Source organism: Subtercola sp. YIM 133946, from assembly GCF_036553535.1.
Classification (GTDB): domain Bacteria; phylum Actinomycetota; class Actinomycetes; order Actinomycetales; family Microbacteriaceae; genus Subtercola.
Map to the genome: position 1 here is coordinate 1 of NZ_JAZHPE010000017.1, position 15,256 is coordinate 15,256.

The following is a 15,256-nucleotide window of genomic DNA, read 5'->3' on the forward strand; positions in this document are numbered from 1 at the left end:
CGCGTTCGCGACACCGCCGCCGCCCGCCGCGTTCGCGACACCGCCGCCGCCCGCCGCGTTCGCGACACCGCCCCCGCCCGCCGCGTCCGCGACACCGCCGCCGGGCATCCCCTCGTCGCCCATCACTCTGACGCCAGGTCGGGGTCGACTCCGAGCGCCGACGAGTCGGGCGTGGGCGCCTCGGCCAGAACCTCGGCCGGCGATTCCTTCGCATGCCGCGCGGCCTCGGCGGCCGCCCGTTTCGCCGCGGCGGCCTTCGCGTCTCCGCTGAACTCAGGGTCGAAGGCCCACGTCGAAGCCAGCTGCTGCAACCGCACCCCGCGCAGCTGCCAGAACGACCACAGCGACGCCCACACGGCGGGAGTGAGCGGCCCCGCCTTCACGATCAGCCGGTCGCGGTACAGCGTCTTGCCCGTGCCCGCCGGATCGGCCGACACCGCCATGCGGTGATCCCACGTCGTGACGACCTTGAGCGCGCCCGTGACCCCGCGGCCCTTGTCGTGCACGATGCGCACCCCCGGATGCTGCGTGTGAGTGCGGTCGATGTCGATGATCTGCATGCCCACTGGAACCAGCCCCAGCGCCTGGATCTCGACCCGATTCTCGCCCTCGGGCCACACCGACTCGAACCCGCCCGGCTCGAGCGACCGCACCTTCAGCAGCGGTGCCGACACCTCCCTGAACACCGTCGGACTCTGCAGCGCGCGCCACGCGGCGTCGGGCTCGCAGTCGAGAACGAACTTCAGCAGTACCTTCATGCCTCCAGTCTCGTCGTTCCCGCGCCGTTCTGTCGCCGACTCGACCTTCCGCGAGACGAGTTCGACATGAGAGTTCGACATGACACACTGCCCGGTACAGCTGTGTACGGTCTGCCGACCCGTATGTCATGTGCAGCGAGGCGATTACGATCGTGAGATGCCCGAAACTCCGCCCCTCGCCGCCCAGACCCACTACCAGGTGCGCTTCGGCCGCGGCCTCGAGGGCCTGCAGACCGTGGGCGCCCTCGCCGACCTGGTCATCTGGGTCGACGCCCTGCCCGAGCCCGGTGCGGTCGCCGGCCAGAAGGCGCCGCGCGCCGAAGACGCGCACGCTCATGGCTGGCCTGAGCTCATCGGGGTGCCGATCATCCACGCTGACCTGACGAATCGCAGCGATGCGGCGAGGTGGATGCTCGAACAGCAGGTCGAGGCCGGCGACCGCGTCTCAGTCGCCATCGTCACCGCGGGTGACGGTGTGGAAGACACTCTCGCCGCCGGCGCCGTCATCGACGCCCTCGCGGGGCTCGGAATCGACTTCAGTTCGCCCGAGGCGGCCGTGGTGTGCGCCTCGTTCACCGCCCTCGAGCGGGCCGTCGGCCACCTGCTCAGTGCCTCGGTGGCCGGGCGCGCACTCATCGCTGACGGCTACGCGGATGTGGTTTCGAGCGCAAGTGGTATCGATTCGCAGAGCTCGGTGGTTGCATAGACATGCAGCCGTACGGGCTGCTGACCGCGGCTGGGCCGCGCGAGACCATCGGAGGTTCGAAGTGAAGGCTGTCGTCAACGGCACTGTGATTGCCGAAGCATCCAAGGATGACCTGATCGCCATCGAGGGCAACTGGTACTTTCCGCCCGAGAGCGTCAAGCAGGAGCTGCTCGTCAAGAGCGACACCCCCTACACGTGCCCGTGGAAGGGCGAGTGCCAGTACTTCAGCGTCAAAGACGGCGACGGCACGCTGAAAGACCGTGCGTGGAGCTACCCGACTCCGTACCCGTCGGCGTTCGACCGCGTGGGCAAAGACTTCAGCAACTACGTCGCCTTCTGGAAAGAAGTGAACGTCACCGACTAGCGCCACAGGTCGACCAGCCCCGGGTGTGCTGCACGGGCCACTCGCCCCCTCAGTCGCCCCCTCGGTCGGCTCGCCGTGTCTGACTCGTCAGCCGTGCTGCTGCGTGCGTCTGCTGCGCGCGTCGCCCGCGTGCTACCCTGATGCGCCGTGCCGAAGCTCGGCGTCGACGTTGCGGGGAGATGCTGGTGAAGAGACGGCTGCTGAGTAGTGTCGTGGCGCTGGCGTTGGCGACCGCGTCGCTGACCCTTGGCGCCGAAGCGGCCGACGCCGCGCCGGCGACTCCATTCGCGTCTGTCGCCGTTCCGGATGCGGCCGCCACCAGCTACACCGTGAGCGGCAGAGTGACGCTCAGCGGCGGCCGCCCCGCGACGACGGGCACCGTCGCGATCACGTACCTGGGCTACGTCGACGCCAGCGAGGGCTGGACCGACGGCTACCTCGGCACCAAGACCTTTTCTACCGCCGCCGACGGCTCGTACAGCATCCCCGTCGCCCCCTGCGCCGCGGTCGTCATCGAGGTCACGCCGACATACCCGCAGACCGGCGGCGGGTACCTCACGACATTCAACGTGCCGTTCACGATAGCATCGTTGCCGACAGACGCAGGGATGCTGCACCCGACGAAGACCCCCTCGATCACCGGCGTCGACGTGTCGATGACTCCCGCGGCTCAGGTCACCGGCCGAGTCACCGACCTGTCGGGAAAGCCGGTTGCGAACGAGCCGGTCAGTCTCTTCGCAAAGAACGCGACCACCGGCGCCTACGACGTGCTGACATCGAGTACCCAGACTGACGCGAACGGCGCCTACTCCACCGATCACGTCGCGGTCGGCGACTACAACGTGTTCTTCGGCGGATCGTCGTGGAGCGTTCCCGACTCGACCGGCACCCAGCCCCAGTGGTACGGAACCCAGGCCTCGACCCTTGACACCGGAACACCCTTCACCCTCGCGGCGGGTCAGGTGCGCACCGCAGACCAGGTCATGACGAAACCTGCGGGCATGTCGGGCTCGATACAGTGCGATGACTGCGGAATCGGCGACACGATCACGATGTCGCTCGAGGGACTCGACCCCACGACGTCGACGTGGATGCCGCTCTCTCACTACATCTCGGTTCAACAGTGGAATTCGTCGTATTCGATCACCGACCTCGTTCCCGGCAGTTACCGACTGACGGTCGGCCTGAACGGCACCTACGATTCCCTCGCGCAGACCACCGGCGCGCTCGTCGTCGCGAGCGGCTCCACACTCGCCCAGAATGTGACGTTCACCCCCGACCTCTCGAAGCCTCGCATCGTGCCGGCGGTTGCGGGAGTCTCCTCCAACGCCACGACGTACGTGAACGCTCTGTATTGGGACTATCTGAAGCGCCTGCCCTCGACAGCCGACGTGGCCTGGTGGGGCTCGCAGATCGATCGTGGCCAGCCCCGGTCATCCATCGCCCAGGGCTTCGTCAACAGCGACGAGTACCGGCTGATGCGCATCGACGCGGCGTACGTCACCATTCTCGGCAGGCCGACCGATCAGAACGGGGGCCGGCAGAGCTGGCTCGACGGCATGAAGCGCGGCCTGCTGACGACGGATGACGTCGAGAAGTCGTTCTACGCTTCTGACGAGTATTTTCGCAACAGTGGTGGCACGAACGCAGCGTTCGTCTCGTCGCTGTACTCGACCCTGCTGCACCGAACCGGATCAGCCGCCGACTACTCGTGGTGGGCATCCCTCGCCCAGGCGCACGGGCGCCTCTGGGTCGTGACGAACTTCTGGTCGACGGCCGAAACGGTGGCAGCGCGCGTGAGCAGCATGTACCAGCATTACCTGGGCCGCGTGCCCGACGCGACCGGTCTGGCGGGGTGGGTGAACTTCGGCCTGACGAACGGCGACACCGCGCTGCGCGCCGGTTTCACCCAGAGTGACGAGTACTTCGCACGTTCCCAGGCCCGGTTCAGCGTGCGCTGACCCGGTGGCGTGCGCCGACCCGGCGGCGTGCGCCGACCCCGTATCGTGCGCCGACCCGGTGGCGTGCGCCGACCCCGTAGACGGATGCCCGGCACCGCTACCGAGCCACCGCCGACCGTCGCCCGGCCGCCGTCACCTCGCGCGGCCGCCACTCGATCACGTACCGGCTGTCGAACCGTCGCGAGCACGCGCCGCACGCCATCACCTTCGTGGGCTTGCGGTACCTGAAGTGCTCGTGGCCGTTCGGGCAGGTTCCCACCCACGGCGCCATCTCGTGCGCGATCGCGCCGTGATGCAGGCGCCCGCCCTCGTAGCCCAACTCGTGCGCGGTGGCCCGCCACGCCGCCCCGTGTCCGGCCTTCGACCCCGCGATGGCGTGCGCCACCTCGTGCAGCAGAATCTGATGGATCTCGTCGTCGTCATACCTCGACGCCAGATACTTCGAGACGGTGATGCGTTTCAGCGTGTAATTGCACAGGCCCGCCCGGGTCTTCGCGTTGTCGAACCCGAACGTCCACACGGCCGGGTCGAGGTACAGCGCGATGAGGGCGTCTGCCCAGTTGCGCACGCGGTGCAGGTCGGCCACGACTACTTCGCGACGAACGCCTCGACCACGCCGATCGCGATCATCGAGCTTTCGAGCTGGTCGATGGATGCCCCGCTCTTCTCCCAGAGGAAGACGGCCGCCTTGAGGTCGGCCAGAGCATCCGGGTATTCGTGCAGGTCGAAGTGCACCTTGCCGCGGTTGTGCAGCGCCGTGGCCTCGAGTGCTCCCCACTCGTGTCCGTGCGCCTCTTCTACACAGATCGTCAGATCGGTGAGGGCCGGCTGCAGCTTGCCCTGGTACTGCTGCACCTGGGCCCGGCGGATGCGCGCACCGAGCGCGGTCTCGCGGTCGCCGGAGAAGCGAGCCTGGCGCAGGGCCTCGTTCGCGACATCCCACGCCTCGTCGGCGCGGCCGAGCAGGCGCAGCAGTTCGACCTTCTCGTTCAGCGCCGACAGGCTGCGCAGGTTGCCGAGGTCGGCCAGTCGCGCTTCGGCTGCGGCGACATCGACCGTCTCACGGAGTGTCTTCGGGTCGTAGCCGGTAATGATGCTCACAGACGAACCGCTCCAGAACTTGAATCGACCGCACATCCCGAGGTCACGGGGCACGAGGGGTGGTGGGTCAAGCTTACGGCTCAGCCCGCCGCGGGTTGCAGAGGCACGCTGAGCAGACGGTCATCCGAGGCCGAAGGAGAACCCCGGCCATCCGTGTTGTTCGTCAGCAGCAGGAGCGTCGAATCGGCGCCGATCGCGACGTCACGGATGCGCCCGAATGCCCCGTCGAACACCGAGGCGACCACCACCGGCTGGCTCGTGCCGGTGACCTGGGCGGTGACGGTGATGCTCCACAGGCGCTCGCCGCCGAGGCCGGCCATGAAGAGGGTGTCGCCGACCATCACCAGACCGCTCGGGCTGGCATCGTCGGTCGACCACTGGGCGATCGGGTCGATGAACGACGACCCCGATCGGCCAGAGATGCCCTCGACCGTCGGCCAGCCGTAGTTGCCGCCGGGGGTGACGATGTTGAGTTCGTCCCAGGTGTCCTGACCGAATTCGGCGGCGTACAAGGTGCCGTCGGCGCCCCAGGTGATGCCCTGCGGGTTGCGGTGGCCGAGGCTGTACACCGGCGACCCCGCGAACGGATTGTCGGCCGGAACGGCACCCGTCGGCGTCACCCGCAGAATCTTGCCCGACAGCGATCCGACGTCTTGGGCGTTCTCGCTCTGGCCGGCGTCGCCGGCGGTGATGTAGAGCATTCCGTCGGGGCCGAACTTCAGGCGGCCGCCATTGTGATTGCCCGACTTCGGGATGCCCGTCAGCACATCGCTCGCGGCCCCCAGGCTGAAGGCGCCGGGGCTCCCCACGAGAGGCATACGGATCACGCGGTTGTCGGTCGCGGTGGTCTCGTAGGCGTAGAGGAACGTCTGCGGGGTGCCGCTGGCGGTAGGGGAGCCGGTGGAGCCGGTGGTTCCGGTCGTGCCGGTCGTGCCGCTTGTGCCGGTTGAGCCGCTTGGGTCTACGTAGGGCTCGAGGCCGAGCAGTCCACCCTCACCCGCCGCCGCGACGCCCGGAACCGTGCCGACGGCGCCGGCCGACCCGTCTGACAGGATCTCCTTGATCACGCCCGTGTCGCGCTCGTCGATGAGTATGGCGCCGCTCGTTCCGCCGGCGGGGGTACCGCCGGGGGCGGTCGCGGTGATGAGCCGCACGATCGACCACGGCGCGTCGAGGTCGTCGGCGAGGGTGGTGGCGGCGGCAGGGTCTGCGGAGACCTGCTGGGGCCCGGTGAGTCCGCCCGCCAGGGGCGCGGTCGGCGCGGCGGATCCCCCTGTCGCGGGTGCAGGTGGAGCAGCAGATTCGGTGGCCGAAGAGGTCGTCTCCGGGCGGGGAGAGGCAGAAGTGGCGGTCGAGTCACTCGGCTGCGGTCGGTCTGCCGTGCATCCGGTCACCAGCAGAACGAGGGTCACCAGGGTGGGAACGACGGTGGCACGTGAGAGAACCGTCATCTGCATCAGAAACCTCCTCTACCGCGTAGGCCACGCCACGCGAGAACGCTCAGTCGCCCGCACCCGGCTTCACCTGGAAGATGCTGCGCGCAGGCGGCGGCGATGGCACCGCCGTCTGGTCGGTCACGACCGGCGCGTCGGCGATGAACTCCCGCAGTTCGGCCCCGTCGACCACCTTCGCCGGCACCGGATCGCTCGCGACCAGCCGCGGCAGCCGCTCGAACGGCAACGGCTGGTCTGACGCGAGCATCACCACGTTGCCGAACCGCCGCGACTTCAGCACCTGCGGATCGACCACCAGCGCCACATGCCCGAACACCGCCGACAGCGTCGCCGCCTGCCGCCGCGCGAACGCCAGCCCGGCCCCGTCGGCGACGTTGGCCGCCAGAATGCCGGTCGGCTTCAGAAAACCGGCGAGCTGGGTGTAGAACTCCATGCTCGTGACGTGGGCAGGGGTGCGGGCTCCGGCGAAGACGTCGACGACGACCACGTCGACGGCGCCCCGCAGACCGACCGGCAGTTTCGACAGCACCGCGCGGGCGTCACCGTGCCGAACCCTGATCTGGGCATCCCGAGGCAGCGGAAGCTGCTCGCGCACGAAATCGACCAGATCGCTCTCGAGCTCGACCACCTGCTGGCGCGAGCCGGGCCGGGTCGCCGCGATGTACCTCGGCAGTGTGAACGCCCCGCCGCCGAGGTGCAGCGCCGTGACGGCCTCACCCTCGAGGGCGACGAGGTCGATGGCGTGCCCGATGCGGCGCACGTACTCGAACGAGAGGTATTCGGGCTCGTCGAGTGAGACATGCGATTGCGGAGTGCCGTCGACCACCAACGTGAAAGCTCCCGGCTGGTGCCGGTCGGCCTCGATGACGGCCCGGTACCCGTTGCTGAGTGTGACCGACGGATGCTCGGCGGCCCCGTCTCGTCGCCTGCCCCTGCTCTCGCCCACGTCTCGACCCTACCCCGCACGATTCCCTTGCGTGGCGGCGCGTCTCGTGCTCCTATACGCCCCGAAGTAGGCCTCGGCGGGCAGGAATGGCGGGGGAGGGGCGGCGGTTATACCCGAAGACGCAAAAATGGTCAAGGCGAAGACTTTACAACCGGGCGCAATGCGCATATAGTTGTTCTTTGCGCTCCCAGTACTCCTACGCCTTCATATTGCGGTTGGCTCGCGCTGCAGAATCCTCTGATCCCACGGTCTCGCGACCACGAGTCAGAAGTGACCGCAGCATCACTCTAGAACGTCAACCGGCCCTTCGTGTCGATTGACTTCTGTTCGAGGGTCTGGCGAGTTCTCGACCAAAAGTAAACCCAGTACTGAGACCGACTAGGTCCACGGAGGTTATTTCCTTGGCTGCTGCGAGCAACGCAACCACCACCACACCCAAGAACGGTCGCGGAGCATCGCGACTCTCGTTCGCCAAAATCACAGACAACCTGACTGTCCCCGATCTGCTCGCGCTGCAGACCGAGAGCTTTCACTGGCTCGTCGGCGACGACGCGTGGAAGGCACGCGTAGCCGAGGCCAAGAAGCAGGGTCGTCAAGACCTTCCCGAGCACTCCGGCCTCGACGAGATCTTCGAGGAGATCTCGCCGATCGAAGACCTCGGCGAGACCATGCAGCTCAGCTTCACGAGCCCGTTCCTCGAGCCCGAGAAGTACACCATCGACGAGTGCAAGGAGCGCGGCAAGACCTACGCCGCCCCGCTCTACGTCGAGGCCGAGTTCATGAACCACCTCACCGGTGAGATCAAGACCCAGACGGTGTTCATGGGCGACTTCCCGCTCATGACCGAGAAGGGCACGTTCATCATCAACGGCACCGAGCGTGTCGTCGTGTCGCAGCTCGTGCGCAGCCCCGGTGTGTACTTCGACCGCCAGCTCGAGAAGACGAGCGACAAAGACATCTACTCGGCGCGCATCATCCCGAGCCGCGGAGCATGGCTCGAGTTCGAGATCGACAAGCGCGACCAGGTCGGCGTTCGCATCGACCGCAAGCGCAAGCAGAGCGTCACCGTCTTTCTCAAGGCCCTCGGCCTGACCAGCGAAGAGATCCTCGAGCAGTTCAAGGGCTACTCGTCAATCGAGGCCACCCTGGAGAAGGATTCGATCCTCACCAAAGAAGAGGCGCTCAAAGACATCTACCGCAAGCTGCGCCCGGGCGAGCAGGTCGCTGCCGAGGCCGCGCGTGCGCTGCTCGACAACTTCTACTTCAACCCGAAGCGGTATGACCTCGCGAAGGTCGGTCGGTACAAGATCAACCGCAAGCTGGGCATCGAGAGCGAGCTGTCGAACTCCGTTCTGACGAACGAAGACATCATCGCGACCATCAAGTACCTGGTCGCCCTGCACGAGAACCAGACCACGCTGCCCGGCCGTCGCAATGGCAAGGCTGTCGAGATCCGTCTCGACGTCGACGACATCGACCACTTCGGCAACCGTCGCATCCGCGCCGTCGGCGAGCTCATCCAGAACCAGGTTCGCACCGGCCTCAGCCGCATGGAGCGCGTGGTTCGCGAACGGATGACCACGCAGGACATCGAGGCGATCACCCCGCAGACCCTGATCAACGTGCGCCCCGTCGTCGCCGCGATCAAGGAGTTCTTCGGCACCTCCCAGCTGTCGCAGTTCATGGACCAGAACAACCCCCTCGCGGGCCTGACGCACAAGCGTCGCCTGTCTGCGCTGGGCCCGGGTGGTCTGAGCCGTGAGCGTGCCGGCGTCGAGGTTCGCGACGTGCACCCCAGCCACTACGGCCGCATGTGCCCCATCGAGACCCCTGAAGGCCCGAACATCGGCCTGATCGGCTCGCTGGCGTCGTTCGCCCGCATCAACTCGTTCGGTTTCATCGAGACCCCGTACCGTCGCATCGTCGACGGCGTGGTCACCGAGACCATCGACTACCTGACCGCGAGCGAAGAAGACGAGTTCGTCGTCGCACAGGCCAACGCGCCGCTGACGAAAGACAACCGTTTCGCCGAGCCCCGCGTTCTGGCCCGCCAGAAGGGCAACGAGGTCGACCTGTTCCCGATCGAGCAGATCGGCTACATGGATGTCTCGCCGCGCCAGATGGTGTCGGTCGCGACCAGCCTCATCCCGTTCCTCGAGCACGACGACGCCAACCGCGCCCTCATGGGTGCGAACATGCAGCGCCAGGCCGTTCCGCTCCTGATGAGCGACAGCCCGCTGGTCGGCACCGGTATGGAGGGCTTCGCGGCCGTCGACGCCGGTGACGTGGTCACCGCCACCAGGGCCGGCGTCGTGCAGGAGGTCTCTGCAGACTTCGTGACCGTCGCGCTCGACGAGGGCGGCACGCAGGACTACTACCTGCGCAAGTTCGACCGCTCGAACCAGGGCACGAGCTACAACCACCGCGTCATCGTCAACGAGGGCGACCGCATCGAGGTCGGAGAGGTCATCGCCGATGGCCCCGCCACTGAGAACGGCGAGCTCGCGCTCGGCAAGAACCTGCTCGTGGCGTTCATGCCGTGGGAGGGTCACAACTTCGAAGACGCCATCATCCTGAGCCAGAACCTGGTGAAAGACGACGTGCTGTCGAGCATCCACATCGAAGAGTACGAAGTGGATGCCCGTGACACGAAGCTCGGCAAGGAGGAGATCACCCGTGACCTCCCCAACGTCAGCCCCGAGCTGCTCGCCGACCTAGACGAGCGTGGCATCATCCGCATCGGAGCCGAGGTTCGCCCCGGCGACATCCTCGTCGGCAAGGTCACGCCGAAGGGCGAGACCGAGCTGAGCGCCGAAGAGCGACTGCTGCGCGCGATCTTCAACGAGAAGAGCCGCGAGGTTCGTGACACGAGCCTCAAGGTTCCCCACGGTGAGCGCGGAACCATCATCGCCGTCAAGGAGTTCTCTGCCGAGAACGACGACGAGCTCGGTTCGGGCGTCAACCAGCGCGTGGTCGTCTACATCGCCCAGAAGCGCAAGATCACCGAGGGTGACAAGCTCGCCGGCCGTCACGGCAACAAGGGCGTCATCGCGAAGATCCTGCCCGTCGAAGACATGCCGTTCCTCGCTGACGGCACCCCCGTCGACGTGGTGCTCAACCCGCTCGGCATCCCGGGTCGCATGAACTTCGGCCAGGTGCTCGAGATCCACTTGGGCTGGATCGCCAAGCAGGGCTGGCAGGTCGAGGGCAAGGGCAACAAGTGGGCGGGCCGTCTTCCGGCCGACGCCCACCAGGCCGATCCCAACACCAAGGTCGCCACCCCGGTGTTCGACGGTGCGCTCGAAGAGGAGATCGCGGGTCTGCTCGACTCGACGCTGCCCACCCGTGACGGCGACCGCCTGGTCGACGGCACAGGCAAGGCGACGCTCTTCGACGGCCGCTCCGGCGAGCCGTTCCCGCGCCCGATCTCGGTCGGGTACATGTACATCCTGAAGCTGCACCACCTTGTCGACGACAAGATCCACGCACGCTCCACCGGCCCGTACTCGATGATCACGCAGCAGCCGCTGGGTGGTAAGGCACAGTTCGGTGGCCAGCGCTTCGGTGAGATGGAAGTGTGGGCGCTCGAGGCCTACGGCGCCGCCTACGCGCTGCAGGAGCTTCTGACGATCAAGTCAGACGACATCCTGGGCCGCGTGAAGGTGTACGAGGCGATCGTCAAGGGTGAGAACATCCAGGAGCCCGGTATCCCCGAGAGCTTCAAGGTGCTCATCAAAGAGATGCAGTCGCTCTGCCTGAACGTCGAGGTGCTCTCGGCTGACGGCACGGCGGTCAGCCTCCGCGACACCGACGACGAGGTGTTCCGCGCCGCCGAAGAGCTGGGCATCAACATCTCGACGCGCTTCGAGAACTCGTCGATCGACGACATCTGAGTTAGCCAATGATGTGATTCGCGAGATCGCGAATCAGCGGCTCGCGAATCACATCATCACCAGGACAGAACTGTAACTTCCTAATTTCAGGAGAATATAAATTGCTCGACGTTACAACTTTCGACGAACTGCGAATCGGTCTCGCTACGGCAGACGACATTCGCAAGTGGTCGCACGGTGAGGTCAAGAAGCCCGAGACGATCAACTACCGCACGCTGAAGCCCGAGAAAGACGGTCTCTTCGGAGAACAGATCTTCGGACCCTCCCGCGACTGGGAGTGCTCGTGCGGCAAGTACAAGCGAGTGCGCTTCAAAGGCATCGTCTGTGAGCGCTGTGGTGTAGAGGTCACGAAGTCGTCGGTGCGCCGTGAGCGCATGGGCCACATCGAGCTCGCCGCCCCGGTCACCCACATCTGGTACTTCAAGGGTGTGCCCTCGCGCCTCGGCTACCTGCTCGACATGGCTCCGAAAGACCTCGAGAAGGTCATCTACTTCGCCGCCTACATGATCATCTCGGTCGACGAAGACGGTCGTCACGAAGACCTGCCCGGCCTCGAGAACGAACTGCGTCTCGAGATCAAGGCTCTCAGCGACCAGCGCGATGCCCGCATCGCCGATCGTCTCACCAAGCTCGAAGCCGACCTCGCCGCTCTTGAAGAAGAGGGTGCGAAGAGCGACCAGAAGCGTCGTACGAAAGACGGCGCCGAGAAGGAGATGGGCCAGGTTCGCAAGTCCTTCGACGAGCAGATCGCCCAGCTCGAGCGCGTGTGGGAAGACTTCCGCAGCCTCAAGGTCGGTGAGCTCAAGCCCGAAGACAGCGTCTTCCACGAGCTGCAAGACCGCTACGGACAGTACTTCGAGGCCTACATGGGCGCCGAGGCCATCAAGAAGCGCCTCGAGGCCTTCGACCTGGCCACCGAGAGCGACACGCTGCATCTGCAGATCGCCGAGGGCAAGGGTCAGAAGAAGATCCGCGCCATCAAGCGCCTGCGTGTAGTGAACTCGTTCCTGCAGACCGGCAACTCGCCGGCCGCCATGGTGCTCGACGTGGTTCCGGTCATCCCGCCGGAGCTTCGCCCGATGGTTCAGCTCGACGGTGGCCGCTTCGCGACCTCCGACCTCAACGACCTGTACCGCCGCGTCATCAACCGCAACAACCGCCTGCGTCGCCTGCTCGATCTCGGTGCCCCCGAGATCATCGTGAACAACGAGAAGCGCATGCTGCAGGAGGCCGTGGACGCCCTGTTCGACAACGGTCGTCGTGGCCGCCCCGTCACGGGCACCGGCAACCGCGCGCTGAAGTCCCTGAGCGACATGCTCAAGGGCAAGCAGGGCCGGTTCCGCCAGAACCTGCTCGGCAAGCGCGTCGACTACTCGGGTCGTTCGGTCATCATCGTCGGCCCGCAGCTGAAGCTGCACCAGTGCGGTCTGCCCAAGCAGATGGCTCTGGAGCTGTTCAAGCCGTTCGTCATCAAGCGCCTGATCGATCTGAGCCACGCCCAGAACATCAAGGCCGCCAAGCGCATGGTCGAGCGCAGCCGTCCCCAGGTGTGGGATGTTCTCGAAGAGATCATCCGCGAGCGCCCGGTGATGCTGAACCGCGCACCCACGCTGCACCGTCTGGGCATCCAGGCGTTCGAGCCTCAGCTCGTCGAGGGTAAGGCCATCCAGTTGCACCCGCTCGTCTGCACCGCGTTCAACGCAGACTTCGACGGCGACCAGATGGCCGTTCACCTTCCCCTCTCGGTCGAGGCCCAGGCCGAGGCGCGCATCCTGATGCTCGCCTCGAACAACATCCTGAAGCCGTCGGACGGCCGCCCCGTGACCCTGCCCACGCAGGACATGATCATCGGTCTGCACCACCTCACGACGCTGAAAGAGGGCGAGGTCGGCGAAGGCCGTGCCTTCTCGAGCATCGCCGAGGCCATCCTGGCCATGGACCAGCACACGCTCGACCTCAACTCGAAGGTCCGCATCCGTCTGGAGAACATCACGTTCGCCGAGGGTGCCGTTCCGGAGAACGCGAACGTCGACGAGAACAACTTCGCGGCGGGCATGACGCTCGTCGAGACGACTCTCGGCCGTGCGCTGTTCAACGAGACCCTGCCGTCGGACTACCCGTACGTCGAGGCCGTCGCTGACAAGGGCCAGATCTCTGCGATCGTCAACGACCTCGCCGAGCGCTACCCCAAGGTGGAGGTCGCCGCAGCACTCGACCGCATCAAAGACGCCGGTTTCCACTGGGCCACCCGCTCAGGCGTCACCGTTGCTCTCTCTGACATCCTGACCCCGCCGAACAAGCGGGAGATCGTTGCCCAGTACGAGAAGCTAGCCGCCAAGGTGCAGTCGCAGTACGAGAAGGGTCTGACCACCGACGCCGAGCGTCGCCAGGAACTCATCCAGATCTGGACCAAGGCGACCGAAGACGTCGCCGAGGCCATGCAGGCGAACTTCCCGGCCGACAACACGATCAACCGCATGGTGACATCGGGTGCTCGTGGTAACTGGCTGCAGGTGCGCAACATCGCCGGTATGCGAGGCCTGGTGAACAACCCGAAGGGTGAGATCATCCCTCGCCCGATCATCTCGTCGTACCGCGAGGGTCTGTCGGTGGCCGAGTACTTCATCGCCACCCACGGCGCCCGCAAGGGTCTGGCCGACACGGCTCTGCGTACCGCAGACTCGGGTTACCTGACGCGTCGACTGGTCGACGTCTCGCAGGATGTCATCATTCGTGAAGACGACTGCGGCACGACCAAGGGTCTCGACCTGCCGATCGCTGCGCACGACGCCAACGGCGTGCTGGTGAAAGACTCCAACGTCGAGAACTCGGTGTTCGCCCGTTCGCTCGCCGCAGATGCAGTGGATGCCTCCGGTACCGTCATCGCCGAAGCCGGCGAAGACATCGGTGACGTTCTGATCGACAAGCTGGTCGAGGCCGGTGTCGAGAACATCAAGGTGCGCTCGGTGCTGACCTGCGAGTCGGCCGTCGGTGTGTGTGCTGCCTGCTACGGCCGCTCGCTCGCCACCGGACTGCTCGTAGACATCGGAGAGGCCGTCGGCATCATCGCCGCACAGTCGATCGGTGAGCCCGGCACCCAGCTGACCATGCGTACCTTCCACACGGGTGGCTCTGCATCGGCCGACGACATCACGCAGGGTCTGCCCCGCGTGCAGGAGCTCTTCGAGGCGCGCACCCCCAAGGGTGCGTCGCCCATCGCAGAGGCTGCCGGCCGCATCACCATCGAAGACACCGACCGCAGCCGCAAGCTGATCCTCACGCCCGACAACGGCGACGAGGCGATTGCCTACCCGGTGCTCAAGCGTGCCAGCCTTCTCATCGAAGACGGCCAGCACGTCGAGCTCGGTACGCAGCTGCACGTCGGCGCGATCGACCCGAAAGAGGTTCTGCGAGTGCGTGGCGTTCGCGCCGTGCAGGAGCACCTCGTCGGTGGTGTGCAGGGCGTCTACCGCTCGCAGGGTGTTCCGATCCACGACAAGCACATCGAGGTCATCGTTCGCCAGATGCTCCGCAAGGTGACTGTCGTCGACCACGGTGACACCGACCTGCTGCCCGGTGAGCTCGTCGACCGCCAGCGCTACAACATCCTCAACCGCGAGGCGCTGACCGAGGGTCGCAAGACCGCTTCGGCCCGCCAGGAGGTCATGGGTATCACCAAGGCCTCGCTCGCGACCGAGTCGTGGCTCAGTGCCGCTTCCTTCCAGGAGACCACGCGTGTTCTCACGCAGGCCGCCATGGAGGGCAAGAGCGACCCGCTGGTCGGGCTCAAGGAGAACGTCATCATCGGTAAGCTCATCCCGGCCGGAACGGGCTTGCAGAAATACCGCAACGTCACCGTCGAGGCGACCGAAGAGGCCAAGGCCGAGCGCTACCCGAACCGCATCTTCACCGATGACGCCGTGTTCAGCGAAGCCGACCTCTCGTTCGTCGACTTCGACAGCTTCTCGAGCGACGACTACACCCCCGGCACCTACAACTAACCTGTAGCGCCCACAAAAATGGCCCCGCACTTCGGTGCGGGGCCATTTTCGTGCTCGCTGGTTGATAGGCCG

10 protein-coding genes are annotated in these 15,256 nt (G+C 66.0%); 5 read left to right on the top strand and 5 right to left on the bottom strand.

All coding sequences use genetic code 11. The features are described 5' to 3' along the window. Positions 1–122 precede the first annotated feature (122 nt). Positions 123–758 (bottom strand): hypothetical protein, encoded by a 636-nt coding sequence (locus tag V3W46_RS06260; protein WP_331782240.1) that lies wholly within the window; start codon positions 756–758, stop codon positions 123–125. 157 nt (positions 759–915) lie between these two features. On the opposite strand from V3W46_RS06260, the gene V3W46_RS06265 reads away from it, so the two are divergent. From V3W46_RS06265 to V3W46_RS06275, 3 genes are all read left to right on the top strand, one after another. Then, positions 916–1,464: a hypothetical protein gene (locus V3W46_RS06265; RefSeq protein WP_331782241.1), complete on the top strand. Its 549-nt coding sequence runs from the start codon at positions 916–918 to the stop codon at positions 1,462–1,464. 61 nt (positions 1,465–1,525) lie between these two features. After that, positions 1,526–1,828 (top strand): DUF427 domain-containing protein, encoded by a 303-nt coding sequence (locus V3W46_RS06270; protein WP_331782242.1) that lies wholly within the window; start codon positions 1,526–1,528, stop codon positions 1,826–1,828. A gap of 185 nt (positions 1,829–2,013) precedes the next feature. After that, entirely contained in the window at positions 2,014–3,789 is a 1,776-nt protein-coding gene (locus V3W46_RS06275) for a DUF4214 domain-containing protein (RefSeq protein ID WP_331782243.1), read from the top strand. A 97-nt stretch (positions 3,790–3,886) separates the two neighbouring features. Here V3W46_RS06275 and V3W46_RS06280 read toward each other — a convergent pair whose 3' ends face one another. The 4 genes from V3W46_RS06280 to V3W46_RS06295 all read right to left on the bottom strand — a co-directional run bounded on the left by V3W46_RS06280 (position 3,887) and on the right by V3W46_RS06295 (position 7,290). Next, the gene (locus tag V3W46_RS06280; protein WP_331782244.1) at positions 3,887–4,375 is read right to left on the bottom strand and encodes a SprT-like domain-containing protein; all 489 of its coding nucleotides are present in this window, start codon (positions 4,373–4,375) and stop codon (positions 3,887–3,889) included. 2 nt (positions 4,376–4,377) lie between these two features. Beyond that, positions 4,378–4,890, bottom strand: coding sequence for a hypothetical protein (locus V3W46_RS06285; protein ID WP_331782245.1), 513 nt, complete (start codon positions 4,888–4,890; stop codon positions 4,378–4,380). Between the two features lie 80 nt (positions 4,891–4,970). Beyond that, positions 4,971–6,347 carry a PQQ-dependent sugar dehydrogenase gene (locus tag V3W46_RS06290; RefSeq protein WP_331782246.1) on the bottom strand — a complete coding sequence of 459 codons (1,377 nt, stop codon included), beginning with the start codon at positions 6,345–6,347 and terminating at the stop codon, positions 4,971–4,973. Between the two features lie 43 nt (positions 6,348–6,390). Further along, positions 6,391–7,290 (bottom strand): spermidine synthase, encoded by a 900-nt coding sequence (locus V3W46_RS06295; RefSeq protein ID WP_331782247.1) that lies wholly within the window; start codon positions 7,288–7,290, stop codon positions 6,391–6,393. A gap of 401 nt (positions 7,291–7,691) precedes the next feature. Between V3W46_RS06295 and rpoB the strand changes: the two genes are divergently transcribed. Next, complete coding sequence (gene rpoB, locus V3W46_RS06300) at positions 7,692–11,183, top strand: DNA-directed RNA polymerase subunit beta (RefSeq protein ID WP_331782248.1); 3,492 nt, start codon at positions 7,692–7,694, stop codon at positions 11,181–11,183. 101 nt (positions 11,184–11,284) lie between these two features. Further along, positions 11,285–15,184: a DNA-directed RNA polymerase subunit beta' gene (locus tag V3W46_RS06305; protein ID WP_331782249.1), complete on the top strand. Its 3,900-nt coding sequence runs from the start codon at positions 11,285–11,287 to the stop codon at positions 15,182–15,184. The last annotated feature ends 72 nt before the right edge of the window (positions 15,185–15,256 follow it).

What these genes read in the sequence shown, in the direction of transcription:
- V3W46_RS06260 (WP_331782240.1), bottom strand. Translation starts at nt 758, where the DNA reads ATGAAGGTACTGCTGAAGTTCGTTCTCGACTGCGAGCCCGACGCCGCG.
- V3W46_RS06265 (WP_331782241.1), top strand. Translation starts at nt 916, where the DNA reads ATGCCCGAAACTCCGCCCCTCGCCGCCCAGACCCACTACCAGGTGCGC.
- V3W46_RS06290 (WP_331782246.1), bottom strand. Translation starts at nt 6,347, where the DNA reads ATGCAGATGACGGTTCTCTCACGTGCCACCGTCGTTCCCACCCTGGTG.